24 protein-coding genes are annotated in these 24,398 nt (G+C 71.2%); 14 read left to right on the forward strand and 10 right to left on the reverse strand.

Annotation, left to right across the window (positions count from 1 at the left end; translation table 11 throughout):
* The first annotated feature begins 72 nt into the window (after positions 1-72).
* From LWJ43_RS17890 to LWJ43_RS17910, 5 genes are all read left to right on the forward strand, one after another.
* Entirely contained in the window at positions 73-669 is a 597-nt protein-coding gene (locus LWJ43_RS17890) for a hypothetical protein (RefSeq protein WP_277335918.1), read from the forward strand.
* Positions 670-735: 66 nt separating this feature from the next.
* The gene (locus LWJ43_RS17895; RefSeq protein ID WP_014155530.1) at positions 736-915 is read left to right on the forward strand and encodes a hypothetical protein; all 180 of its coding nucleotides are present in this window, start codon (positions 736-738) and stop codon (positions 913-915) included.
* Positions 916-1,016: 101 nt separating this feature from the next.
* Entirely contained in the window at positions 1,017-1,451 is a 435-nt protein-coding gene (locus tag LWJ43_RS17900) for a BlaI/MecI/CopY family transcriptional regulator (RefSeq protein ID WP_277333240.1), read from the forward strand.
* A 9-nt stretch (positions 1,452-1,460) separates the two neighbouring features.
* Positions 1,461-2,078 carry an amino-acid N-acetyltransferase gene (locus LWJ43_RS17905; protein WP_277333241.1) on the forward strand — a complete coding sequence of 206 codons (618 nt, stop codon included), beginning with the start codon at positions 1,461-1,463 and terminating at the stop codon, positions 2,076-2,078.
* 145 nt (positions 2,079-2,223) lie between these two features.
* Positions 2,224-2,559, forward strand: a complete 336-nt coding sequence (locus LWJ43_RS17910) for a histone-like nucleoid-structuring protein Lsr2 (protein ID WP_205018798.1) — start codon at positions 2,224-2,226, stop codon at positions 2,557-2,559.
* Here the strand turns inward: LWJ43_RS17910 and LWJ43_RS17915 are convergent.
* On the reverse strand, positions 2,538-3,122 hold the full coding sequence (locus tag LWJ43_RS17915) for an SCO3374 family protein (RefSeq protein ID WP_277333242.1): 585 nt from the start codon (positions 3,120-3,122) through the stop codon (positions 2,538-2,540). The two genes, LWJ43_RS17910 and LWJ43_RS17915, sit on opposite strands and share 22 nt — an antisense overlap.
* Positions 3,123-3,562: 440 nt before the next feature.
* Between LWJ43_RS17915 and LWJ43_RS17920 the strand changes: the two genes are divergently transcribed.
* Both LWJ43_RS17920 and LWJ43_RS17925 read left to right on the forward strand, forming a co-directional pair.
* Positions 3,563-6,088 (forward strand): ATP-dependent Clp protease ATP-binding subunit, encoded by a 2,526-nt coding sequence (locus LWJ43_RS17920; protein WP_277333243.1) that lies wholly within the window; start codon positions 3,563-3,565, stop codon positions 6,086-6,088.
* Positions 6,089-7,067: 979 nt separating this feature from the next.
* Positions 7,068-7,790 (forward strand): M23 family metallopeptidase, encoded by a 723-nt coding sequence (locus LWJ43_RS17925; RefSeq protein ID WP_277333244.1) that lies wholly within the window; start codon positions 7,068-7,070, stop codon positions 7,788-7,790.
* Between the two features lie 22 nt (positions 7,791-7,812).
* On the opposite strand, the gene LWJ43_RS17930 is transcribed toward LWJ43_RS17925, so the two are convergent.
* A complete protein-coding gene (locus LWJ43_RS17930; protein WP_277333245.1) occupies positions 7,813-8,397 on the reverse strand; it encodes a TetR/AcrR family transcriptional regulator in 585 nt (194 codons plus the stop codon).
* 131 nt (positions 8,398-8,528) lie between these two features.
* Between LWJ43_RS17930 and LWJ43_RS17935 the strand changes: the two genes are divergently transcribed.
* Positions 8,529-10,112 carry an MDR family MFS transporter gene (locus LWJ43_RS17935; protein WP_277333246.1) on the forward strand — a complete coding sequence of 528 codons (1,584 nt, stop codon included), beginning with the start codon at positions 8,529-8,531 and terminating at the stop codon, positions 10,110-10,112.
* 79 nt (positions 10,113-10,191) lie between these two features.
* On the opposite strand, the gene cseC is transcribed toward LWJ43_RS17935, so the two are convergent.
* From cseC to LWJ43_RS17960, 5 genes are all read right to left on the reverse strand, one after another.
* Positions 10,192-11,505, reverse strand: coding sequence for a two-component system sensor histidine kinase CseC (gene cseC, locus LWJ43_RS17940; protein ID WP_277333247.1), 1,314 nt, complete (start codon positions 11,503-11,505; stop codon positions 10,192-10,194).
* Positions 11,502-12,215, reverse strand: coding sequence for a two-component system response regulator CseB (gene cseB / locus LWJ43_RS17945; RefSeq protein ID WP_277333248.1), 714 nt, complete (start codon positions 12,213-12,215; stop codon positions 11,502-11,504). Before cseB ends, cseC begins: the two co-directional genes overlap by 4 nt.
* Positions 12,216-12,226: 11 nt before the next feature.
* A complete protein-coding gene (locus tag LWJ43_RS17950) occupies positions 12,227-12,922 on the reverse strand; it encodes a hypothetical protein (RefSeq protein ID WP_385447933.1) in 696 nt (231 codons plus the stop codon).
* The gene (locus tag LWJ43_RS17955) at positions 12,910-13,494 is read right to left on the reverse strand and encodes a SigE family RNA polymerase sigma factor (RefSeq protein ID WP_277333249.1); all 585 of its coding nucleotides are present in this window, start codon (positions 13,492-13,494) and stop codon (positions 12,910-12,912) included. Before LWJ43_RS17955 ends, LWJ43_RS17950 begins: the two co-directional genes overlap by 13 nt.
* 189 nt (positions 13,495-13,683) lie before the next feature.
* The gene (locus LWJ43_RS17960) at positions 13,684-14,586 is read right to left on the reverse strand and encodes an HhH-GPD family protein (RefSeq protein ID WP_277333250.1); all 903 of its coding nucleotides are present in this window, start codon (positions 14,584-14,586) and stop codon (positions 13,684-13,686) included.
* Between the two features lie 262 nt (positions 14,587-14,848).
* On the opposite strand from LWJ43_RS17960, the gene LWJ43_RS17965 reads away from it, so the two are divergent.
* Both LWJ43_RS17965 and LWJ43_RS33085 read left to right on the forward strand, forming a co-directional pair.
* Positions 14,849-15,679, forward strand: coding sequence for a hypothetical protein (locus tag LWJ43_RS17965; protein WP_277335920.1), 831 nt, complete (start codon positions 14,849-14,851; stop codon positions 15,677-15,679).
* A 267-nt stretch (positions 15,680-15,946) separates the two neighbouring features.
* Positions 15,947-16,291, forward strand: a complete 345-nt coding sequence (locus LWJ43_RS33085) for a hypothetical protein (RefSeq protein ID WP_462100890.1) — start codon at positions 15,947-15,949, stop codon at positions 16,289-16,291.
* An 11-nt stretch (positions 16,292-16,302) separates the two neighbouring features.
* Here LWJ43_RS33085 and disA read toward each other — a convergent pair whose 3' ends face one another.
* Both disA and radA read right to left on the reverse strand, forming a co-directional pair.
* Complete coding sequence (disA, locus tag LWJ43_RS17975; protein ID WP_277333251.1) at positions 16,303-17,427, reverse strand: DNA integrity scanning diadenylate cyclase DisA; 1,125 nt, start codon at positions 17,425-17,427, stop codon at positions 16,303-16,305.
* 80 nt (positions 17,428-17,507) lie between these two features.
* The gene (gene radA / locus LWJ43_RS17980; RefSeq protein WP_277333252.1) at positions 17,508-18,920 is read right to left on the reverse strand and encodes a DNA repair protein RadA; all 1,413 of its coding nucleotides are present in this window, start codon (positions 18,918-18,920) and stop codon (positions 17,508-17,510) included.
* 186 nt (positions 18,921-19,106) lie between these two features.
* Between radA and LWJ43_RS17985 the strand changes: the two genes are divergently transcribed.
* Entirely contained in the window at positions 19,107-20,867 is a 1,761-nt protein-coding gene (locus LWJ43_RS17985) for a BACON domain-containing protein (protein ID WP_462100891.1), read from the forward strand.
* 107 nt (positions 20,868-20,974) lie between these two features.
* Here LWJ43_RS17985 and LWJ43_RS17990 read toward each other — a convergent pair whose 3' ends face one another.
* Positions 20,975-21,817: a hypothetical protein gene (locus tag LWJ43_RS17990; protein WP_277333254.1), complete on the reverse strand. Its 843-nt coding sequence runs from the start codon at positions 21,815-21,817 to the stop codon at positions 20,975-20,977.
* A 32-nt stretch (positions 21,818-21,849) separates the two neighbouring features.
* Here LWJ43_RS17990 and LWJ43_RS17995 point away from each other — a divergent pair, with 32 nt between their 5' ends.
* From LWJ43_RS17995 to LWJ43_RS18005, 3 genes are all read left to right on the forward strand, one after another.
* Positions 21,850-22,800 carry a Ppx/GppA family phosphatase gene (locus tag LWJ43_RS17995; protein WP_277333255.1) on the forward strand — a complete coding sequence of 317 codons (951 nt, stop codon included), beginning with the start codon at positions 21,850-21,852 and terminating at the stop codon, positions 22,798-22,800.
* 78 nt (positions 22,801-22,878) lie between these two features.
* Positions 22,879-23,703 (forward strand): sugar phosphate isomerase/epimerase family protein, encoded by an 825-nt coding sequence (locus tag LWJ43_RS18000; RefSeq protein ID WP_277333256.1) that lies wholly within the window; start codon positions 22,879-22,881, stop codon positions 23,701-23,703.
* A complete protein-coding gene (locus LWJ43_RS18005) occupies positions 23,700-24,323 on the forward strand; it encodes a TetR/AcrR family transcriptional regulator (protein WP_277333257.1) in 624 nt (207 codons plus the stop codon). Before LWJ43_RS18000 ends, LWJ43_RS18005 begins: the two co-directional genes overlap by 4 nt.
* Positions 24,324-24,398 lie beyond the last annotated feature (75 nt).

Raw genomic sequence — 24,398 nt, forward strand, 5'->3', positions numbered from 1 at the left:
TGGTTAAGCGGATTTTGTCCATTTAGCACGTATTGTCGCGTCATGCCCACGCCCTACGGATCACGTGGCGGCATGGCGTTCAGCGCGGACGAGCTCCGGGTGCTCCGACGTGCTCTCGCCAACGCCCTCCACCCCACGCCCCTGCCGGAAGAGGATGTCCAGGACTGCCTGCGCCTGGCGGGCGCGGTGGACGAGGTGGTGAGCGAGGCGGGACGGCTGCGCGCCTTCCTCCTCGCCGATCTCGCCCGTTACCGCGACGCGCTTCCCGGCTCACTCACCGGCTATCTCGAACTCCTCCAGGACGCCCTCGCCGCGGGCTACGACCCTCGCCCCGACGACCTCGCGGCCCTGCGCGCCCTGCGTGCCGGGCCGGTCGCGGCGGCCCTGCTGGAGCGCTGCCAGGTGCTGGCGGAGCGTTCGGTGCGGGCGCGTCTCGCCGGGCGCACGAGGCCGGCGACGGCGCCCGCGCCGCGCAGCAGGCTGCTGGCCCTCCCCGGCGGGCTGGCGGCGGCCAAGGAGCCTGAGCGGCCCCGCACCCCGTCGCGGCCCCCCGCGCCGGCTCGTCCGGCGACTCCGGGGGAGCGGCCCATGCCCAAGCCGTCCGAGGTCTTCCCGCCCCGCCGCCGTCCCGCGCCGGCGCCTCCGCCTGAGGAGCGCGCCGTCTCCTGAAGCGGGCGACGCGCCTGAGGGGTGCCCGGGAGTGGCCGGAATGCCGGGCTCGCTACCCTGGACGGCATGGACTACGTATCCGCGCTCGTTCCCCCCGTGGTGATGGCTGTCTTCTTCATCGGCCTCGTCAGGACCATCATCAAGAGCCAGGGCGGCCCGAACAAGGCCAAGGAGGACGCCGCGGTGGACGCGGCGCTCGCCCGTGCAGAACTGGCCAAGCAGGCTCCGCGGCCCGAGGGCGTCTGACCCGGACCGAGCACGAAGGGCGCACGGCTCCACCGGAGTCGTGCGCCCTTTTGCCGTTCATTAATTACCCCATTCCAGACATCTAGCACTAAGGTGACGCTGTGCCTCGCCAAATGGGAGAGCTGGAAGACGCCGTGATGACACGGGTCTGGCAATGGAACCGTCCGGTCACCGTGCGGGAAGTTCTCGAGGATCTTCAACAGGAACGGTCCATCGCGTACACGACCGTGATGACGGTTATGGACAATCTTCATCAGAAGGGCTGGGTCCGCCGGGAAGTGGACGGCCGGGCATATCGATATACGGCGGTCTCCACCCGCGCCGCATACTCGGCCGCACTGATGAACGAAGCCTGGGCGCAGAGCGACAACCCGGCCGCCGCACTGGTCGCCTTCTTCGGCATGATGTCCGCGGAGCAGCGTGAAGCCCTCCGGGACGCGATCCGTGTCGTGGCGCCCATCTTCCCCGAACCGGCCGGGAGTCCGCCCGACGGGACGACCGCGGCCGATGAAGCGCCGTCGGAGAGCGGGCGATAGCGTCGGGGGATGTCCCCAGAGCAGTCGCATACCGAGCACCACGCCGCGTCGCGAACAGGAGCGCACGGCGCGCCGGAAACCGGATCTCGCGCAGATGTTCATACCGGCCCGTCGGTAAATAAGCCGGCCATCACCGTACGCCGCGCCAGGACGAGCGATGTGGCGTCCGTCCGCGGACTCCTTGACGGCTACGTCTCCCAGGGCATCCTGCTCGACAAAGCGACGGTGACCCTTTATGAGGACATCCAGGAGTTCTGGGTCGCCGAACGCGACGAGGACGCCCGCGTCATCGGCTGCGGCGCACTCCACGTGATGTGGGAAGACCTGGCCGAAGTCCGCACGCTCGCGGTCGACCGCGGCATCAAGGGCGCCGGAGTCGGACACCAGGTCCTGGACAAGCTCTTGCAGACCGCGCGCTGGCTCGGTGTCCGCCGGGTTTTCTGTCTCACGTTCGAAGTCGACTTCTTCGCCGCACACGGCTTCACCGAGATCGGAGAGACTCCGGTCGACGGAGATGTCTACAGCGAGCTGCTGCGTTCCTATGACGAGGGTGTCGCCGAGTTCCTTGGTCTCGAACGAGTGAAGCCGAACACCTTGGGCAACAGCCGGATGCTTCTGCACCTGTGAACGGCACAAGGCGGCGGAACCCTATGTCCGAATCGCGCATGTTTCCCGTGTTCTTGCGCTCCTGAACCTCTCCCAAGGGTTTGTGTTTTCCGGGGAAAAGCGGTTTCCTTTCCGCGTACTGCATTTTCGATGAAAGGAAAATCCGGTGGCACAGAAGGTTCAGGTCCTTCTAGTTGATGACCTCGACGGTGGCGAGGCGGACGAGACCGTGACGTTCGCTCTGGATGGCAAGACGTACGAGATCGACCTCACCACGGCCAACGCGGACAAGCTGCGTGGTCTTCTTGAGCCGTACACCAAGAGTGGGCGTCGCACCGGTGGCCGCGCCGCGACCGGCCGTGGCAAGGGCCGCGCCGTTACCGGTGGCAACAAGGACACCGCCGAGATCCGCCGGTGGGCGCGCGAGAACGGCCACAACGTGAATGACCGCGGCCGCGTTCCCGCCGAGATCCGTGAGGCCTACGAGAAGGCCAACGGCTGACCTGTCGGCCGATGCGACCGCAGGTGTGTCCGGGCGCGTACGAGTCTGGCCCGGTGGCATTCGGTAGCCGCCGCGTCCACGAGCCGTACGAGATCGGGAGCATCCCCACCGCTGCTCCCGAGGCCTCGGAGGGCAGGGAGGGACCGTTCCGTCCCCTGGCGTGGTCCGGGGGGCCGCAGCCAGCCGGCGGCCCCCGGCGAGCCCGTCGCCCAGCCCGGCGGCGCCGGGGCCGTGATCTGCCCGCCGGTGCCCACGGCGGACAGGTCGAGGTCGATTCCGCCCCACTCCAGCCAGTCGAGCAGACCGGGCACCTCGTCGGCGCTGCCCGCGGCCATCAGCAGCCCCATCCGCTGCCCCGCCACCGCCACCGGACCGGTGCGTCCGACCCGGCGCAGCGCCGCGTGACCTGCCACGGCCGGAAGCTCCAGCACGTCGAAGCGCAGCCCTGTCAGCAGCCGCACCGGCGCCGTGCCCGCCGTGGCCCAGCCGAGTTCGCGGGCGTACCACTCCGCGCGGCCGTCGGATTCCGGCGACGGGCGGGGAGGCGGGACGAGGGAAGCCATGTCCGATGAACCGTGGAACCCGGCCCGGAGTTACGCGCCGTCCGCGAGTGACTGCTGTGCGTGCCCACCGAAGGGGCGTGCGGAAGCATCGGCCGGCGCGAAGTTGTTCGCCCGTAGCGGAGGAAACGGGGGTGCGCCGCATGGACTGTCAGTGGGTGCGGGTAAGACATCCCTAGTGGGAAGGGGCGACACGCGGGCAAAAGCGTCTCACGTTCGCCATCGGCGTACTGGCGAAAGGGCTATCTGCCTGGCCTGCGGGAACATCGTCTCGCACCATCGGGTTGGAGCAGTTGTCGGCGTTCGGGGCGGGAGAACCCCCGGGAAGCAGGGCCGGGTGTCGGCAGTTGAAATGAGCGGTCCCCGCTTGCGGGACTAAGCTGCGGAAGGACAGGGAGGGGACCGACCCCTTACTGCCTGACCGCTCTGAGGAGCGATTAACGATGTTCGAGAGGTTCACCGACCGCGCGCGGCGGGTTGTCGTCCTGGCTCAGGAAGAAGCCCGGATGCTCAACCACAACTACATCGGCACCGAGCACATCCTCCTGGGCCTGATCCATGAGGGTGAGGGTGTCGCCGCTAAGGCCCTGGAGAGCCTCGGGATTTCGCTCGAGGCGGTCCGCCAGCAGGTGGAGGAGATCATCGGTCAGGGCCAGCAGGCCCCGTCCGGGCACATCCCCTTCACCCCCCGGGCCAAGAAGGTCCTGGAGCTGTCGCTCCGTGAGGCCCTTCAGCTCGGCCACAACTACATCGGCACGGAGCACATCCTGCTCGGCCTCATCCGCGAGGGCGAGGGCGTCGCCGCCCAGGTCCTCGTGAAGCTGGGCGCCGACCTGAACCGGGTGCGGCAGCAGGTCATCCAGCTGCTCTCCGGGTACTCGGGAGGCAAGGAGGCGGCCACCGCCGGCGGCCCCGCGGAGGGCACGCCCTCCACATCCCTCGTGCTCGACCAGTTCGGCCGGAATCTCACCCAGGCCGCTCGTGAGTCCAAGCTCGACCCGGTCATCGGGCGCGAGAAGGAGATCGAGCGGGTCATGCAGGTGCTGTCCCGCCGTACCAAGAACAACCCGGTGCTCATCGGTGAGCCCGGCGTCGGCAAGACGGCTGTGGTCGAGGGCCTGGCCCAGGCCATCGTCAAGGGCGAGGTGCCCGAGACCCTCAAGGACAAGCACCTCTACACCCTCGACCTCGGTGCACTGGTCGCCGGCTCCCGCTACCGCGGTGACTTCGAGGAGCGCCTGAAGAAGGTCCTCAAGGAGATCCGCACCCGCGGCGACATCATCCTGTTCATCGACGAGCTCCACACCCTGGTGGGTGCGGGTGCCGCCGAGGGCGCGATCGACGCCGCGAGCATCCTCAAGCCGATGCTGGCGCGGGGCGAGCTGCAGACCATCGGTGCCACGACGCTCGACGAGTACCGCAAGCACCTGGAGAAGGACGCGGCGCTCGAGCGCCGCTTCCAGCCCATCCAGGTCGCGGAGCCGTCGCTGCCGCACACCATCGAGATCCTCAAGGGTCTGCGCGACCGTTACGAGGCCCACCACAGGGTCTCCATCACGGACGAGGCGCTGGTCCAGGCCGCCACTCTGGCCGACCGCTACATCTCGGACCGCTTCCTGCCGGACAAGGCGATCGACCTGATCGACGAGGCCGGCTCCCGGATGCGCATCCGCCGGATGACCGCGCCGCCGGACCTCCGCGAGTTCGACGAGAAGATCGCGGGCGTCCGCCGCGACAAGGAGTCGGCGATCGACTCCCAGGACTTCGAGAAGGCAGCTTCGCTCCGCGACAAGGAGAAGCAGCTGCTGGCGGCGAAGGCCAAGCGGGAGAAGGAGTGGAAGGCCGGCGACATGGACGTCGTGGCCGAGGTCGACGGCGAGCTCATCGCCGAGGTCCTGGCCACCGCGACCGGCATCCCGGTCTTCAAGCTGACCGAGGAGGAGTCCTCACGTCTGCTGCGGATGGAGGACGAGCTCCACAAGCGCGTCATCGGCCAGAAGGACGCCATCAAGGCCCTCTCGCAGGCGATCCGCCGTACGCGGGCCGGCCTGAAGGACCCGAAGCGCCCCGGTGGCTCGTTCATCTTCGCCGGCCCGTCCGGTGTCGGTAAGACGGAGCTCTCCAAGACGCTCGCCGAATTCCTCTTCGGTGACGAGGACGCGCTGATCTCCCTCGACATGTCGGAGTTCAGCGAGAAGCACACGGTTTCCCGTCTCTTCGGTTCGCCCCCCGGTTACGTGGGTTACGAAGAGGGCGGTCAGCTCACCGAGAAGGTGCGCCGCAAGCCGTTCTCCGTCGTCCTCTTCGACGAGGTCGAGAAGGCCCACCCCGATATCTTCAATTCCCTGCTCCAGATTCTGGAGGACGGTCGTCTGACCGACTCCCAGGGCCGGGTCGTGGACTTCAAGAACACGGTCATCATCATGACGACCAACCTCGGGACCCGGGACATCTCGAAGGGCTTCAACCTGGGCTTCGCCGCCCAGGGCGACGTCAAGACGAACTACGAGCGGATGAAGGTCAAGGTCAACGAAGAGCTCAAGCAGCACTTCCGGCCCGAGTTCCTCAACCGTGTCGACGACACGGTCGTCTTCCACCAGCTCACCGAGGAAGACATCATCCAGATCGTCGACCTGATGGTCGACAAGGTGGACGAGCGTCTCAAGGACCGCGACATGGGCATCGAGCTCAGCGCCGAGGCCAAGTCGCTCCTGGCGAAGAAGGGCTACGACCCCGTGATGGGCGCCCGGCCGCTGCGCCGGACGATCCAGCGCGAGATCGAGGACATCCTCTCCGAGAAGATCCTCTTCGGCGAGCTGCGTCCCGGTCACATCGTGGTCGTGGGCACCGAGGGTGAAGGGGACGAGAAGAAGTTCTCGTTCCGCGGCGAGGAGAAGTCCGCACTGCCGGACGTCCCGCCGATCGAGCAGGCAGCGGGCGGCGGCCCGAACCTGACGAAGGAAGCGTAGGGCGCCTGACGCCTGAGCGTTGAAGGGGTTGCCCCGGACCGGTTTCGGTCCGGGGCAACCCCTTTTTTGTGTCCCGTTTCCTGCTCCGAAACAGGTGCGGCGAGGCCCCGGGGCACCGGAGGGACCCAGGGACGCCCGTACGAGGTCGCCCGTACGAGGTCCCTGGGCTCCCTGGGGGTGAAGCCTGGCGCCGGTGAGCCGTGCTTGCCGGGCCGGGCGGGCGGGCGGCCGGTGCCCGCGGGGAAGCTGCCTCCCCAGGCATGGAGCCGGGCCGGGTGAACGGCGGGGCTGCAGGGTTCAGGTGGGCGGGTGGGCAGGCATCAGGTCCAGGTCAGGTCAGGTCAGGTCAGGTCAGGTCCAGGCAAGCGGTCAGGCTGCACGCTCAGGCAGCCGGGCAGCCGGGCAGCCGGGCAGCCGGGCAGCCGGGCAGCCGGGCGGGCCGCACAGCCGCACAGCCGGTCAGGCAGTCAGGCAGTCGAGCGGCCGGACAGTCAGGCAGCGCCCCTGCCCTGGCCGGCCGTTCGGCGTCCTACCCCGGTGGGTCGGGAGGCTGTTCGCGGGCGCGGACGGTCCGCAGGGCCGAAGGTCCCGAAACGGACAGGCTTCGGACCCACCGGCGGTGACAAGGCGCACAGGCCCCAAGAGGCCTACTAGGTGCCTTAGGAGGAACAGCCGTGTCCGGTCGAGGGACCTTCGGCCCGCCCCTGAGGAGACTTTCGCCGTTTGGGACGATATGACCCCCTTGTGGGCCCATGTCCAGGAAGAATGGCATTGGAGCTGCGGTTAAACCCGCTTCGCGAAAATTGTCCGGAAGATCGTCGGGCGCCCCAGGGCTTCATGCCCACCGCGAATTCCCGGCCCCTCCACTACGGCTTTTGTTCGTAGATGGGGTGTTTGAGTGTTGTGGGGGGTGCGGGTTACCAAGGTGGAGCAAGCCCGGTCGAGCATCGGGTCCAGTCACCCCGGAGGTTCTCCCCGCATGTCGAAGCGCGTTACGTTCCAGCACTCCCGCCGCCCGTCCATGTCCCGCGTCAGTGGCGCCGTCGTGGCCGCCGGCCTGGGTGCGTCGATGGTGTTCGGTGCGGGCGCGGCGTTCGCGTCCGGCACGACGGGCACCGCGGACACCGCGGCCCTCGCCGGCGCGGCCACCGCCGACTCCGTCGCCCAGCAGGCGACCGCCCAGAGCAAGGCTGCCGCCCAGGCGAAGGCCGACAAGGCCGAGAAGGCCGACGCCAAGAAGAAGGCGGCCGCGAAGAAGAAGGCCGCGGCCAAGAAGAAGGCCGCCTCGTGGGAGGCCCCGGTCAACCACTACGAGCTGAGTGCCACCTACGGCACCGGCGGCGACCGCTGGGCCCACAAGCACTCCGGTCAGGACTTCGCGGTCCCGATCGGCACCAAGGTCGAGGCCGCGCACACCGGCCGGGTCGTCAAGGCCGGCCCGAACGGCGGCGGCGACGGTCCCGCGTACGGCAATGCCATCGTGATCAAGCACGCCAACGGCAAGTACTCGCAGTACGCGCACCTGTCGAAGATCGAGGTCAACGTCGGTGACCGCGTGAAGACGGGTGACGAGATCGCCAAGTCCGGCAACACCGGTAACTCCAGCGGTCCGCACCTGCACTTCGAGATCCGGAATTCGCCGAACTACGGCTCGGCGCTCGACCCGGTCTCGTACCTGAAGTCCGTGCACGTCACCGTCTGACGCGCGTCCCGCAGCCGCCGGGTCAGGCGGTGGGCCCCGGGTCATGGGCCTTGGTCACCAGCTCGAAGGCGACCTCGAGAGCAGCCTTGCGCTTCTCCTCGGGGTCGCCTTCGGCGTCCCTGAGGGCCATCATTCCGGCGTGCATCGCGAAGAGCGCGGTGAAGCATCGCACCTGGTCCGTCAGCTGGGCGTCGGGATCCTTGATCAGGCCGACCAGGGCGATGGCCCGCTCCTTCATGGTGGGGCCGATGCTCAGCTCGCGCACCGCCGCCTGGTTCTCCTGCATGAAGACGAAGAGCGGCGCGGCCGCCTTGAGCGCCTCGCTGTAGCGGACCAGGATCTCCTTCTTGGTCTCCAGCGTGCGGGGCTGTTCCTTGCCCCATTCCAGGAGCTCCTCGACCGGCCGGTTCAGGTCCTCGAAGATGCTGCTGAGGATGTCTTCCTTGGTCTTGAAGTGGTAGTAGAGCGCCGCCTTGGTGACCTGCAGCCGCTCGGCGATCTCGCGGAGCGACGTCTTCTCGTACCCCTGTTCCGCGAAGAGTTCCAGGGCGACGTCCTGAATGCGCTGCCGGGTGTTGCCCCGGCGCGGCTGCGGCGTGCTGCCCATGCGACTCTCCCAAGAACTTACTTGACGCCCGGCTAGTTACGGGTCTACTTTCCTCAGCATAACCAACTAGCCGGGCGACAAGTAAGCGTCGGGTCGGTGGACCGGGCACCAGGGGATCAGGGGAAGACGACATGGCGGAACCGAAGAAGGCGGCGGCCGGCCCGGCCGAGCCGCGCACACGAAGCATCAGGGTGGTGGTGCTCGCCCTGATGATCACGATGCTGCTGGCCATGCTCGACAACCTCATCGTCGGCACCGCGATGCCGACGATCGTCGGCGACCTGGGCGGCCTGGAGCATCTGTCCTGGGTGGTCACGGCCTACACCCTGGCCACCGCGGCCTCCACCCCCATCTGGGGAAAGCTCGGCGACCTGTACGGACGCAAGGGCATCTTCCTCACGTCCATCGTGGTCTTCCTGATCGGCTCGGTGCTGAGCGGAATGGCCCAGGACATGGGCCAGCTGATCGGATTCCGCGCGGTCCAGGGTCTCGGAGCCGGCGGTCTGATGGTCGGTGTCATGGCCATCCTCGGTGACCTCGTGCCTCCCCGGGAGCGCGGCAAGTACCAGGGCATGATGGCCGGAGTGATGGCGGTCGCCATGATCGGCGGACCGCTGGTCGGCGGCGCGATCACCGACCACCTGGGCTGGCGCTGGAGCTTCTACATCAACCTCCCGCTGGGCGTGGTCGCGCTGGCGATGGTCACCGTGGTGCTGCACCTGCCCCACAAGGAGCGCTCGAAGGCGAAGATCGACTACCTGGGCGCCGCGCTCCTCACCGTAGGCATCACCGCGATCGTGCTGGTCACCACCTGGGGCGGTTCGGAGTACGCCTGGAGCTCGGCCGTGATCATGGAGCTCATCGCGCTCGGCGTGGCCTCCCTCGTCGGCTTCGTCCTAGTCGAGACCAGGGCAGCCGAACCGATCATGCCGCTGCACATCTTCCGCAGCCGCAACTTCACCCTGATGTCGGTGGTCGGCTTCATGGCCGGCTTCGTGATGTTCGGAGCGGTGCTCTTCCTTCCGCTCTACCAGCAGACGGTCCAGGGCGCGTCCGCCACCAACTCCGGACTGCTGCTCCTGCCGATGCTGCTCTCGATGATGGTCGTCTCGCTCGTGGCGGGCCGGGTCACCACGAGTACCGGCAAGTACAAGATCTTCCCGATCCTGGGCAGCATCCTCATGGTCGCGGGCCTGTTCCTCCTCGCCACCATGGACACCGGCACCACGCGCTTCACCTCGGGCGTCTACATGGCTGTGCTCGGTGCGGGGATGGGCTTCCTGATGCAGATCACGATGCTCGTCGCGCAGAACAGCGTCGAGCTCAAGGACATGGGCGTCGCCTCGTCCGCGACCACCCTCTTCCGCACACTCGGCAGCTCCTTCGGGGTCGCGATCATGGGCGCGCTGTTCACCGGTCGCGTGCAGGACGAGATGGCGGGGCACGGTGGCGGCGGGGTGACGGGGAAGTCCGCGCAGCTGGACGCCTCCAGCCTGGCGAAACTGCCCGACGCCGTGCGTGAGGCGTACGAGTACGCCGTGGCCTCGGGGACGCACATCGCGTTCCTGGTGGGCGGCTCGGTGGCGGTGGTGGCCCTGGTGGCGGCGCTGTTCGTCAAGGAGGTCCCGCTGCGCGGCACGGCGAAGCCGGAGACACCCGAGGACGGCGCCGCGGCGCCGGGCAGGCCCGCGGCGATGGAGTCGCAGGCCGTCTGAGCGGATCGGGGCCGCGGTGCGGCCCGGATCCGACGGTTCGGCCCCGGGGACGGGATGTCCCCGGGGCCGAACCCGGTTCTCAGCCCGTTCCCGGCTGCAGCACCGGGAAGCTTCCGGTGTTCGTCGGCGCGTGCTCGGGCAGCCACAGCACGGCGACCGCCCCGCCCGTGCCGCCGGCGGGGCCCGCGTTGCGGAAGGTCAGCCTGGCCCCTAGGACCCGCGCCTGCCCGGCGGCGATGGTCAGGCCGAGACCGTGGCCGCGCCCGGCCCTGTCGCTGCTGCCGGTACGGAACCGGCTCGGCCCTTCCCGCAGCAGCGCCTCGGGGAAGCCGGGCCCGTGGTCGCGGACCCGGACCACCCGGCCCTCCACCGTGACCTCGACCGGGCCGGCGCCGTGCTTGGCGGCGTTGCCCAGCAGGTTGCCCAGGATGCGTTCCAGCCGCCGCGGATCGGTGGACACCCAGGACTCGTGCAGCACGCGCACCGTGATCTCCGGGTCCAGCAGCCGGATGCGCCGGCTGACGAATTCACCGAGCGGCAGCTCCTGCAGCTCGGCCCGCTCCGAGGCGCTGTCCAGCCTGGCCACCTCCAGGACGTCCTCGACCAGGGTCCGCATGGCCTGGGCCCGGTCCCGTACGAGCTCCGTCGGCCGCCCCGGGGGCAGCAGCTCGGCCGCGGTGAGCAGCCCGGTCACCGGGGTGCGCAGCTCATGGGCGATGTCGGCGGTCACCCGGCGCTCCGCCTCGATGCGCTCGTTCAACGCGTCCGTGAGCGCGTCCACGGCCCGGGCCAGTTCGTCGGTCTCGTCCCGCACGACCCCGCCGACGGCCTCCCGTACGCGTACCTCCGTGTTGCCCTGGGCGACCTTGCCCGCCGCCGCGGCTGCCTTGCGCAGCCTCCGGGACAGCTGGCCGCCGATCAGGACGCCCAGTGCGCAGCCGCCGAAGACGACCGAGACCGAGCCGATGACCAGGGCCCGGTCGAGGTCGCCCATGATCATGGAGCTGCGGTCGGCGAACCGGGTGTGCAGCGACAGGACGTCGCCGTTGGCGAGCGGCACGGCCGCCCAGACGTCGGGAACCCCGTCCCCGTAATCGTCGACGTGGGTGGCGCGCCGGTTCTCCCGGGTCTGCCCGCGCAGGCTGTCCGGCAGGGCCGGGTCGTTGATCTTGGCGCCGAATTTCGGGGACGGCTTCTGCGTGTTCCCCGCCTCGTACAGCCGCTGCGCGAACAGCAGCCGTTCCAGCTGCACCTCACGGGCGTTCTCGAGCATCGAGACGCGGGCCGCGTTGTGCACGACGAGGCTCAGCGTCAGCGCGATGAGAGCGCCGACGGCGGCGATCGCGATGCTGATCTTCCAGCGGACCCCGGTCCGCAAGGCCAGTCTCCTCATGCGCGCAGCTTGTAGCCGAAGCCGCGGACCGTCTCGATCCGGTCCTGCCCGATCTTGGTACGCAGCCGCTGCACATGGACGTCGACGACGCGGGTGTCCCCGCCCCAGCCGTAGTCCCAGACCCGCTCCAGGAGCTTGTCGCGGGAGAGGACCGTGCCCGGCGCCGTCGAGAACTCCAGCAGCAGGCGCATCTCCGTGGGCGTCAGACTCACGTGCGCGCCCTCCCGGCGGACCTCCATGCCCTCGGTGTCGATCTCCACGTCGCCGAAGACCAGCATCCCGCTCGCCTTGTCCTGCGCCCCGCCCGCCGGTGCGGGGGCGCCGGCCCCCGCACCGGCGGCATGGCCGAAGCGGCGCAGTACGGCGCGGATGCGGGCGACGAGCACCGCCCCGTCGAACGGCTTGGTGACGTAGTCGTCGGCCCCGGCCTCCAGCCCCAGCACCACGTCGATCGCGTCGGCCCGGGCCGACAGCATGATCACGGGCACCGTCGACTCGTCGCGGATGCGCCGGCACAGGCTGACACCGTCCAGGCCGGGGACCATCACGTCCAGCAGCGCGATGTCGGGACGGTCCGCCCGGAAAGCCTCCAGGCCCTGCAGGCCGTCGGGTACCGCGGTGACGGTGAAGCCCACCCGCTCCAGCGCGAGCTGGGTGGCCTCACGGATGACGTCGTCGTCCTCGACGAAGAGGACATGGGTCTCGGCCATGCGGGGGGCTCTCAGTTCTGCGCCGTCTGCGGTGCGGCGGGAAGGGCGCCCTCACCGCCGCCGACGGCCCGGTTGAAGTCGTTGTGAACCCGGTCGGTCTCGGCGAAGCGGCCGGCGGTCCACCGGTAGGTGACGACGTCCTCGCCGGAGGGATACGTGACGGAGTCCTTCGACCCGTACACCTGGGTCGTCACCACCAGGTCTCCCCGGTCGATGGTGCCGTAGACCGCGGGCACCTCGGTGGCGAAGACGTTCCCGTAGGAACCGTCGGCGTGCCGCTGGTAGACGTACGTGCCGACCCCCACCGAATCGCCGCAGGTCATCACGTTGACCACGACATCGGCTGCCGAGCCGCCGGTGAGTGTGCCGTACGAGGTGTCGACCGGGTACTCGTCACCGGTGCACGGCTTCAGGTCGTCCTTGAACCGCCGGCTGATCTTCGGGTCGCCCATGACGAGCTTCACGGCGTTCACCCGCGGGGCGGGCGTCGCGGTTCCCGCGGGAACGGTGCTCGACGGCGTCGCCCGGGCGACCTGCTGGGTGCTCGCAGGGCCCTCGTCCCGTGTACCCGTTCCTCCGGTGGAACAGCCGGAGCACAACAGCCCGAAGGCGGCGAGCCCGGCCGCCGCCGCACTCCCCGCCGCCGGACCGGCCCCGGATCTCCTGCGGCCGGGCCCCTTCGTCGTGCTTCCCGTCAGGCCGCGCACCGCTCCCGCCCCCGCTCGTCATGACGCCTGTTCCGCTGCGCGGGGATCCGCGCCGGTGTGTCCTCGGCCTCACGGCTCCGGGCGGCACGGTCCTCCAGCTCCTGGCGCAGGCGTGCGAGGGCACGGTGCAGCGTGCTCTTCACCGTGCCGGCGGACATCCCGAGCGCAGCGGCCGTCTCCTCCGTGCTCATCTGCTCCCAGTGTCGCAGCACGACGACGCTGCGCTGCTTCGGAGCCAGTACGCCGAGGACGTCGATGAGCAGGGCGCGGTCCGCGCGCTGCTCGGCACCGTCGTCGACGCTCGCGTCGGGGAGCTGCTCGGTGGGTACCTCGTCGAGCTTGCGGGCCCGCCACCACTCCGTACGCGTGTTGATCATGACGCGACGCAGATACGCGTCGGCGAGCGACTTGTCGGCGATGCCGTCCCAGCGGCCGAAGGTGCGGACCAGCGCGGTCTGCAGCAGGTCCTGCGCGTCCACGGGATCGGGGACCAGCCGGCGGGCGCTGCGCAGCAGCGCGTCCTGCCGGGTCCGTACGTACTCCTCGAAGCCGAGCACCTCGCTCTGCGCCATGACAACCGCCTCCGTCCCCGTGAATCCCCGTGTACCGCCGTCGGCCGGGTGGTCCCGTCGCCGACGTCCGGTGACGTTACGGAGGCGTTGTCACGAGGGTGTGCGGAGCAGCCGTACACGGGCGCACGGCTGCCCATCGGTTGTGTAACAGCCGATGGACAGCCGTGCGCCCGGCGCGTGGGGCGTGGGTCAGGTCAGGGGAAGCCGGTAGCGGCCGTTCGCGAGGGGTTCGACCAGGCCGTCGGCGACGAGCCCGTCCAGGGCACGCGCCCGCTGCACGGGCTCCTCCCACACCGCGTCCAGCGCGGACTGCGGCACCGGGGTGACGGCGTCGCGCAGCACCGCGAGCAACCGCCCCCGCACCTGCCGGTCCGTGCCGGCGTAGGTCTGGCCACGTCGGGGCGGGCCCTGGTGGGCGGGCTTGCCCGCCAGCCGCCAGGCGCACTGCTCGGCGATCGGGCACCGCGTGCAGTCCTCGCTCTTCGCGGTGCACACGAGCGCGCCGAGCTCCATCGTGGCCGCCGCCCAGCTCGCCGCGCGGCCCTCCTCCTCCGGGAGCAGGGTACGGGCGAGCTTGCGCTCGGCCGCGGTGGTCGCGTTCGGCGGGTACTGGATGCCGGTGGCGGCCCTGGCGAACACCCTGCGGACGTTCGTGTCCAGCACGGCGTGGCGCTGCCCGTACGCGAACGAGGCCACGGCCGCGGCCGTGTACTCCCCGATCCCGGGCAGTGCGAGCAACTGGCCGTGCTCGCTCGGCACATCCCCGCCGTGCCGTTCCGTTATTGCCTGCGCCGCTCCGTGGAGCCGTAGCGCGCGCCGGGGGTAGCCGAGCCGGCCCCAGACGCGGACGGCTTCCCCGGGTGCGTCGGCGGCGAGGTCCGCGGGGCGCGGCCAGCGGGCCATCCACTGTTCGTAGACCGGGAGGACCCGGTTCACCGGGGTCTGCTGCAGCATGAACTCGCTCACCATCACACCCCAGGCACCTGCTTCGGGGCGGCGCCAGGGCAGATCGCGGGCGTGCTGCTCGAACCACCCGATGACGGGGGTATGGAGGGAGGCGGGGGGCGTCTGTGTCGCAGTCGTGGCAGTCATCGCACTCTCGATCCTGGCACGGAAGACCACACGATGTGCACGGCTCCGAGGGGTGTCGCGTCCGGCTCGGGGCTCACGGGGTGATAAAGCCACCCGTTCTGTCCCTTCGTACGGGTCGGACGATCTTCGATCCGGTGCAAAGCGGACGGAAGCGCCCGGGAACCGCGGCTCCGTGATGATGATCCGGAGAATTGTCGATCAGAGCGGCGGTTGGGGGCCGGAGTTGGGCGTGATCTCTCGTACAGTTCGGTCCGTGGGTTCTATGCGCAATCCGGTCGGGCCGCTTCCCTCCAGCATCTACTGGCGTAGGAGAGCAGTAGCGGTGCTGGTGATCGCGCTGCTCGCGGCGCTGGTCGCGTGGGCCGTCACCTCGGGTGGCGGCGGTGGCGGCGCGAAGGACGACGGGAAGCCGGGAGGCTCCGACCCCGCTCCGTCCATCACCCCGGGCCCTTCGAGTTCCGGCCCCGTCGTCGGTCAACCCCCCGGCGGGCGCGACGAGTCGGGCGACTCCGAGTCCGGGGGTGGCTCGGGATCCGGCGGTGGCGCGGGATCCGGTGGGGACGGCGGGGCCACCGGGACGGGCGGCGCGGCAGGATCGGCCGCCGGTGGAGCGGGCGGTTCCGCATCGGCGGGTGCGAGCGCGGGCACGGGCGGCGGTAGTGGCGGCCAGCAGGTCCCGGCAGGGTCTTCGCTCCCCGACTGCACCGCCTCCGTCCTCCGGTTGAGCCTGAAGACGGACATCAGCTACGCGCCGGGTGACGAGCCGGAGTTCCGGCTGAGCGCCAGGAACACCTCGGCCGCCGACTGCAAGGCCGACTTCGGCCCGAAGAGCGCGGTGTTCACGATCACCGAGGCCGGCGAGGAAGACGCGCAGGTGTGGTCCTCCGAGGACTGCCCGAAGAGCGGCGCCTTCTTCCTGAGGGTCCCGGCGGGTGCGACGGTCGTCCACACCGTGGAGTGGGACCGCAGGGGGAGCGCGCCCCGGTGCGCGACGCCGCCCGTCAAGGCGGCGGGCCCGGGGACGTATCTGCTGGAGGCCGAGGTCCCGGGCGGGACCGTCCAGCGGGCGTCGTTCGTCCTGGCCAAGGACTGACGCACCGCTGCGGGCCCCACCGGGCACGGGTGTCCGGTGGAGCCCCGGGCCGCCCTCTCCCAGCGCTGCTCGCCGTCCGGAGAGGGCGGCCCGTGACCGCCCGCCGTCACACGCCCTCGGTCAGGGCACGGATCGTCGGCGTGCGGTAGAGGTCGCGCAGGGGCAGGGGCAGGGGCAGGGGCAGGGGCAGGGGCAGGGACGGCAGGTCGCGGGCACCCCCCCCCCGACGGCAACCAGGGCCGGGTCAGCGGTGACCTGCTCAGCTACGTGCGGGCCACTCCCTCGCTCACCCAGGTCGCCTACACCCCGCTGCTCTCCGGCGCGTACGTCCGTGACGACAAGCCCCTGGGCCCCGGTTTCGAGCACGCCGCCACCCGGGCCCGCCTCAAGGCCGTGGCCGAGGTGGCGGAGGAGGCCAGGGCGACCGTCAACCAGGTCGTCCTGGCGTGGCTCGACTCCACGAACAGGCCCACCGCTTCCCGGAAGCCCGCCCGAGCCCCACCGGTCAGGACCGGCGGGGCTCGGGTGCGTGAGGCCGTGGCCCGCGGCGTGGGTCGGAGGGGGCACGGAACCGGCCCCGCTCCTGGGGAGCGGGGCCGGGACAGGACGTGATCGGGACTGTTCTAGACGTACCGCTCCAGGATCGAGGACTCCGCCAGCCGCGAGAGTCCCTCCCGCACGCTCCGGGCCCGCGCCTCGCCGACCCCGTCCACGGCCTGGAGGTCGTCCACGCTCGCGGCGAGGAGTTTCTGCAGGCCGCCGAAGTGCTCCACCAGCCGCTCGATGATCGCGCCGGGCAGCCGCGGCACCTTCGCCAGCAGCCGGTAGCCGCGCGGGGAGACCGCGGAGTCCAGCGTCTCCGGAGACCCGCTGTACCCCAGCGCCCGTGCTACGACCGGCAGTTCGAGCAGCTCGGTGTGGGTGAGCGTGTCCAGCTCGGCCAGCGCCTCGGTGACCGTGCGGGACCGCTTCGCCGTCGGCTCGGGGACGTAGTCGCGTACGACCAGCTCGCGCTCCGGCTCCACGCCGGCGATCAACTCGTCCAGCTGGAGGGCCAGGAGACGGCCGTCGGTGCCCAGCTCCACCACGTACTCGGCGATCTCGGTCGCGATCCGGCGCACCATCTCCAGGCGCTGGGAGACCGCCGTCACGTCCCGGACCGTCACCAGGTCCTCGATCTCCAGGGCGGAGAGCGTCCCGGCGACCTCGTCCAGCCTGAGCTTGTAGCGCTCCAGGGTGGCGAGCGCCTGGTTGGCGCGGGACAGGATCGCGGAGGACTCCTCCAGGACCCGCCGCTCCCCGTCCACGTACAGCGCGATCAGGCGCATCGACTGCGAGACCGACACCACCGGGAAGCCGCACGCCTTGGAGACCCGGTCGGCCGTGCGGTGGCGCGTGCCCGTCTCCTCGGTGGGGATGGAGGCGTCCGGGACCAGCTGCACGCCGGCCCGGAGGATCTTCGTCATGTCCTTGTCGAGGATCATCGCGCCGTCGAGCTTGCACAGTTCGCGCAGGCGCGTCGCGGCGAACTCCACGTCGAGCACGAATCCGCCGGTGCACATGGATTCGACGGTCTTGTCCATGCCGAGGACGATCAGTCCGCCGGTGTTGCCGCGGAGGATGCGCTCCAGGCCGTCGCGGAGGGCCGTTCCGGGCGCGACCGCGCTCAACGAGGCGCGCATCAGCGCCTCGTTGCCCGTGCCTTGGCCGGACTTTCCGGGCGGTGCTGCCCGGTCGTTGGCTGCCACTGCACTCCTCCGGTCACAGGTCGGCGGTGCCCTTGCGTCCCTCGTACCGTTCGTACGGGCGGGCGAGACCAGGGCAAAGTCTACCGGCGTGCGCCGTCGTCCTGTGGTCCGTCCGGCCGAGACCGGCGGGGGAGGACTCTCAGGGCGTCACCCATGTCGGCCACTTCCGTGACCTTCATGCCGGCCGGGACCTGCCCCGGGTCCCTCGGGACCAGGGCGTGCTTGAACCCGAGACGGTACGCCTCCGCGAGCCTGCGCTGGACCCCCGTGACCCTTCTGACCTCCCCGGCGAGGCCCACCTCACCGATCGCGACCAGGTTCTTCGGGAGCGGTGTGTCGCTGGCCGCACTGGCCAGTGCCAGGGCGATCGCGAGGTCCGCGGCCGGTTCCGTGAGCTTCACGCCGCCCACCGTCGCGCTGTAGATGTCCCGCTTGCCGAGCGCGCTGATCCGGCCCCGCTGCTCCAGGACGGCCAGCATCATCGAGACCCGGGAGGTCTCCAGGCCCGAGGTCGTGCGCCGGGGCGAGGGGATCTGTGAATCGACCGTCAGGGCCTGCACCTCGGCGACGAGCGGACGCTTGCCCTCGAGGGTGACCGTCAGACAGGTGCCGGGGACCGGCTCGTCACGGCGGGTGAGGAAGAGCCCGGAGGGGTCTGCCAGGCCGGTGATGCCCTCGTCGTGCAGCTCGAAGCAGCCGACCTCGTCGGTGGCGCCGTACCTGTTCTTCACGCCGCGCACCAGCCGGAGGCGGGCGTGCCGGTCGCCTTCGAAGGACAGCACCACGTCGACGAGGTGCTCCAGGAGCCGCGGCCCCGCGATCGCGCCGTCCTTGGTCACATGGCCGACCAGGAGCGTCGACATGCCGCGCTCCTTCGAGGCCCTGATGAGCGCGCCCGCGACCTCGCGCACCTGTGCCATGCCGCCGGGCGCGCCGTCGATCTCCGGGGAGGCCACGGTCTGCACCGAGTCGAGGACGAGGAGGGACGGCTTGACCGCGTCCAGGTGTCCCAGGACCGCCGAGAGGTCTGTCTCGGCGGCCAGGTACAGGTGGTCGTTGATCGCCCGGATCCGGTCGGCCCGCATCCGCACCTGGCTGGCGGACTCCTCGGCCGTGACGTAGAGCGTGCGGTGGTCGTCGCTCGCCGCCTTGGCGGCCACGTCCAGCAGCAGCGTCGACTTGCCGACGCCCGGCTCGCCGGCGAGCAGCACGACGGCGCCGGGCACGAGGCCTCCGCCGAGCACGCGGTCCAGCTCGCCGACCCCGGTCGAGCGCGCGGTCGCCTGCCGGCTGTCCACCTGGCCGATCGGCAGGGCGGCGGAGGAGACCCGGCCCGCCGCCGTGGTGCGGATCGCGGGGGCGCCGCCGAACTCCTCGACCGTCCCCCAGGCCTGGCACTCCGGGCAGCGGCCGAGCCATTTGGCGGTCGTCCAGCCGCATTCGGTGCAGCGGTAGGACGGCCGGTCCTTCGCGGATTTCGTACGGGCAGCCATGGCGTCACCGTATAGGGGTGGTCCGACAGTGCCGGTCGTGGGCACGGGGGTCGAACATGTGCCCGATGCGGTACTTCCGGGGGAATCCGGGACTCCTGTCCCCTTTCGAGGGAGGCTGTCACCCGTAAGGGTTAAATGTCGGAAAACGCTGTCAGGGATCCTTCCGCGTCTGCCTACGGTCGCAAGGTGACGAGCAGCAGACTGGAGCCCCCCACGCACACCACCGGCGCACACCGGGCGCACCGTCGCGAGGCCCGCCCTTCGGTACGGCGGTCACCCGCACGTGACGAGCCGTACCTCGACGGCCTGTTCACCTACTGCCTCTCCGTGCTCTGCGACCACGAGGCCGCCACCGAGGCGCTCGGCTCCGTCCTGGCGATCGCCGAACGGCAGGACGGCCGGTGCCCCGCGGCAGAGGAGGAACGTAAATCCTGGCTGTACGCCCTGGCCAGGTGGGCGTGCCTGCGGGCGCTCACCGAGCAGCGGAGGGGCCGCCAGGCGCACCGGCGGCGGCCGGTCCGGCGCCGCGCCGCGCCGCGCGGCGGTGTCGGCGCCCCGGCAGCCCACGGCGCCCAGCAGGCAGCCCCCGGCCCTTCCGGCGAGTCCCCGGCGGCCGAAGCGCGCCGACGCGAACTCGCCAGGCTGGCCTGGCCCGAGGCCGCGGGTACCAGCCCCGAGCAGAGGGAGGCGCTGGAACTCGCCGTGCGGCACGGTCTGCCCCCGCGCGCCGTCGCGGCCGTCCTCGGCCTCGACCTGGGCAGCGCCCGGGAACTCCTGGCCGGCGCCGCCTGCGAGGTGGAGCGCACCCGCGCCGCCCTCGCCGTCGTGGAGACCGGGAACTGCCCGGCGGTCGCCCGGCTCACCGGCAGCCACCAGGTGCTGCTCTCGGCTGCCCTGCGGCGGGAGCTCGTCCGGCACGTCGACGACTGTCCCCGCTGCCGCCGGGCCGCCGAGCGGGCCGGCGCCTCCGGCCCCTGGCCCGGTGCGGCCGTCACCCCGGCGGCGACGCTGCCGGTCGTCGAGGCACCCCGCCCCTCGGTGCACGTCGCCCTGGCGCACGCCCGGCGGAACCGGACCGGAGCCCCGCGCTTCGCACGGACGGGCTTTCCGCTGGACCCCAAGGACCACGCCGCGCGGCGGGACCGGCTGCGGGCCAGGGTGGTGACGACGACGGTCGTGGCGACGGTCGTCGCCGCCCCGGTGATCGCCCTGTGGGCGGCCTACCGGGGTGCGCCCCTGACCGGCGAGGGGCGCGACACCGCGGTCACCGCGACCGACGTGGAGGGGGAGTCCGGCACCGGAGCCGATCCGTACGACCACTACGAGAACGCCGGGAACGCCCGTCCCGACGGGGACGGCGGCTTCACGGACGGCGCCCGGAGCCCGGACGTCTCGGCCGAGGTCGTCAGTGTCGGAGCCGACCCGGACGGAGCGGGCTCGATCGGGGTCTCGGCACGCTCGTCCGGCGGCCGCACGACGATCACCCTCACCGCGACAGGCGACGAAGCCGTCGCCTGGTCGGCCCGGACCGGCGCCCCCTGGCTGCGCCTCACCCGTACGTCCGGCACCCTCGCCCCCGGCCGGAGCACCACCTTCTACGTGTTCGTGGACCGCTCGGCCGAGCCGCGGGGCCCTTGGAGCGCCCGCGTGCTGCTCGCCCCGTCGGGCTCCGCGGTCGCGATCAACGGCCACGGTGCCCCGGCCCCGCGTCCCGGGAGCCCGGGTCCCTCGCCGGACCCGTCGTCCGGATCCCCGAGCCCCACGCCGTCCTCCCCGCCCCCGTCGACCGATCCGACCCCGACGGGTCCCACCGGTCCGCCGGACCCGACGCCGACACCCACGGACCCGCCCGGCCCGACGCCGTCACCGTCGGACGGATCCACCTCGCCCGGCCCCTCGTCCGGCCCCTCGACGCCGCCGGACGAGCCGTCCGGACCGGCGGGGTGACGGGCGACGGCGGCCCGGTGTGCGGCGGAACGTTCGTGCGCCGTACACCGGGCCGCCGTCGAGGAGGCAGGCCCCGGACCGAGGATCCGCCCCGGGCCGGGCTCGGGTCAGGCCGGATCCGCCGGGTGCGGCGCCATCGGCAGCAGGGAGGCCAGCCGCTGCTCGCACAGCCCGGCCAGCTGGTCGTAGGCCTCCTTGCCCATCAGCTCGGTGAGTTCGGGCCGGTAGGACACGTAGACCGGGTCACCGGCCCCGTGCGCGGATGTCGCCGAGGTGCACCACCAGTGCAGGTCGTGACCGCCCGGCCCCCAGCCGCGGCGGTCGTACTCACCGATCGAGATCTGCAGCACGCGCGTGTCGTCGGGCCGTTCGATCCAGTCGTACGTACGGCGGACCGGCAGCTGCCAGCACACGTCGGGCTTGGTCTCCAGCGGCTCCTTACCCTCCTTGAGGGCCAGGATGTGAAGCGAGCAGCCCATGCCGCCCGCGAACCCGGGACGGTTCTGGAAGATGCAGGAGCCCTCCCAGCGCCGCGTCTGGCGCTCGCCGTCCTCGTCGACACCGACCCAGCCGGTCTTCGTGCCGACGTCGTGGAACTGCCAGATCTCCGGCGTGAGCCGCGCCACGTGCCCGGCCACCCGCTTCTCGTCGTCCTTGTCGGAGAAGTGCGCGCCCAGCGTGCAGCAGCCGTCGTCCGCGCGGCCCGCCTGGATGCCCTGGCAGCCGCTGCCGAAGATGCAGTTCCACCTCGACGTCAGCCAGGTCAGATCGCAGCGGAAGACCTGCTCGTCGTCGGAGGGGTCGGGGAACTCGACCCAGGCCCGCGCGAAGTCGAGCCCCTTCTCGTCGGGCCCGTCCGGCCCCGCTGCTTTCGGCTGCTGGATCTCCTGCTTCGATTTCGGCTGCTTCTTCGTGGCTTTGTCCGGCTTCGCCTTTTTCGTCTTTGGCACCTGCCCAGAGTAAGCCGCAGTAGCGTTCCCGTATGAGACTCGGAGTCCTCGACGTGGGGTCGAACACGGTGCATCTGCTGGTCGTCGACGCGCACCCCGGCGCCCGCCCGCAGCCCGCCCACTCGCACAAGGCGGAATTGCGGCTCGCCGAACTCCTCGATCCGGAGGGCGCGATCGGCCCCGAGGGCGTGGACCGGCTCGTCACCACGGTCGGTGACGCCCTCCAGGCGGCCGAGGACAAGGGCTGCGAGGACGTGCTGGCGTTCGCCACCTCCGCGGTCCGCGAGGCGGGCAACGCGGACGAGGTGCTGGCCCGGGTGCGCGACGAGACCGGTGTCACCCTCGCCGTCCTCAGCGGCGAGGAGGAGGCGCGGCTGACCTTCCTGGCCGCCCGCCGCTGGTTCGGCTGGTCCGCGGGGAAGCTGCTGGTCCTGGACATCGGCGGCGGTTCACTGGAGGTGGGCTACGGCATGGACGAGGAGCCCGACGCCGCGGTCTCGCTGCCGTTCGGCGCCGGCCGCCTCACCGCCGCCTGGCTCCCGGGCGATCCGCCGGACCCGACGGACGTGCGCGCGCTGCGCCGCCATGTCCGCGCGGGCATCGCCCGTACGGTCGGTGAGTTCACCCGGCTGGGGCCGCCCGACCACGTCGTCGGGACCTCCAAGACGTTCCGGCAGCTCGCCAGGATCACCGGGGCCGCCCGCTCCGCCGAGGGGCTCTACGTGCAGCGCGTCCTCACCCGCAAGGCGCTGGAGGAGTGGGTGCCGAAGCTGTCCGCGATGACCGTCGCGCAGCGGGGAGGCCTGCCGGGGGTCACCGAGGGGCGCGCCGCCCAGCTGCTGGCCGGGGCACTGGTCGCCGAGGGGGCGATGGATTTGTTCGGGGTCGAGGAGCTGGAGATCTGCCCCTGGGCGCTGCGCGAGGGAGTCATCCTGCGCCGCCTCGACCACCTGCCGGCCCAGCAGGCGGCGGTCCTGGCCTGACCCGCCGCCCTTCATGGCCCTTCTCACTTTCAGCCGGGCCCACTCGGCCTCGCACACCGCTGCCCGTACCCTGTCCACGTGGCAGAACCAGTGGTGCGCATCCCGGATGCGAAGGTCGCCCTGTCCACGGCCTCGGTCTATCCGGAGTCGACGGCGACGGCCTTCGAGATCGCCGCGCGCCTCGGTTACGACGGCGTCGAGGTCATGGTGTGGACCGACCCCGTAAGCCAGGACATCGAGGCGCTGAAGCGGCTGTCGGACTACCACCAGGTGCCGATCCTGGCCGTGCACGCGCCCTGTCTGCTGATCACCCAGCGGGTCTGGTCGACGGACCCCTGGGTGAAGCTCCAGCGGGCCAGGGCGGCGGCGGAGAAGCTCGGCGCCTCGACGGTGGTCGTCCACCCGCCGTTCCGGTGGCAGCGCAACTACGCCCGTGACTTCGTCACCGGAATCTGGCGCATGGCGGACGAGACCGACGTGCGCTTCGCGGTGGAGAACATGTATCCGTGGCGCTACCGCGACCGCGAGATGCTCGCGTACGCCCCTGCCTGGGACGTCAGCAACGACGACTACCGGCACTTCACCGTGGACCTCTCGCACACGTCGACCGCGCGCACCGACAGCATGGCCATGGTGGACCGGATGGGCGACCGGCTCGCCCATGTCCACCTCGCCGACGGCAAGGGCTCCGGCAAGGACGAGCACCTGGTGCCCGGCCGGGGGGACCAGCCGTGCGCGGAACTGCTGGAGCGGCTGGCCGGGGCCGGCTTCGACGGCCACGTGGTCATCGAGGTCAACACCCGCCGCGCCATGTCGTCGGCCGAACGCGAGGCCGATCTCGCGGAGGCGCTCGCCTTCACCCGGCTCCATCTCGCGTCGTCGGCGCGGGCACCCCGGCCGTGACTCCCGGCGCCGACGGGCCGGCCCCCCGGCGCAGGGGCCGTCCCTCCCGCACGGCGCACGCGGAGGGCCCCGACGCCCGGACCCGGATCCTGGAGGCGGCCCGGGCGGAGTTCGCCGAACGCGGCTACGACAAGACGTCGATCCGCGGTGTCGCGAAGGCGGCGGGTGTGGACCCGGCCCTGGTCCACCACTACTTCGGGACGAAGGACGAGGTGTTCGCCGCGGCCGTCGAGGTCTCCTTCGAGCCCGCGCTCCTCCTCCCCTCGGTCCTGGACGGCGCGTCGGAGGACGTCGGGGAGCGGCTGGCCCGGTACTTCGTCGGTGTCTGGGAGAACCCGGCGTCCCGGGCGCCGCTGCTGGCCATCCTCCGTTCCGCGCTCACGCACGACGCGGCGGCGAAGGTGCTGCGCGAATTCGTGCTGCGCCGGCTGCTGGAGCGCGTCGCGGCGGACCTCGACGTGCCGGATCCGGCCTTCCGCGCGGAACTCGCGGCCTCACACATGATCGGCATCGCGATCCTGCGGTACGTCGTCCGGGCGGAGCCGCTGGCGTCGGCCGACCCGGAGAAGATCATCGCCATGGTGGCCCCCACGCTCCAGCGGTATCTGGCCGACGGGTGACCGGGGCCGTCCTGCCTGTGTGACCGCTGTGCCGATGACAGCACAACGGTGTCCCGAATCGGTATCAGCTGCGGC

This window comes from Streptomyces sp. JH34, from assembly GCF_029428875.1.
Taxonomy (GTDB): Bacteria; Actinomycetota; Actinomycetes; order Streptomycetales; family Streptomycetaceae; genus Streptomyces.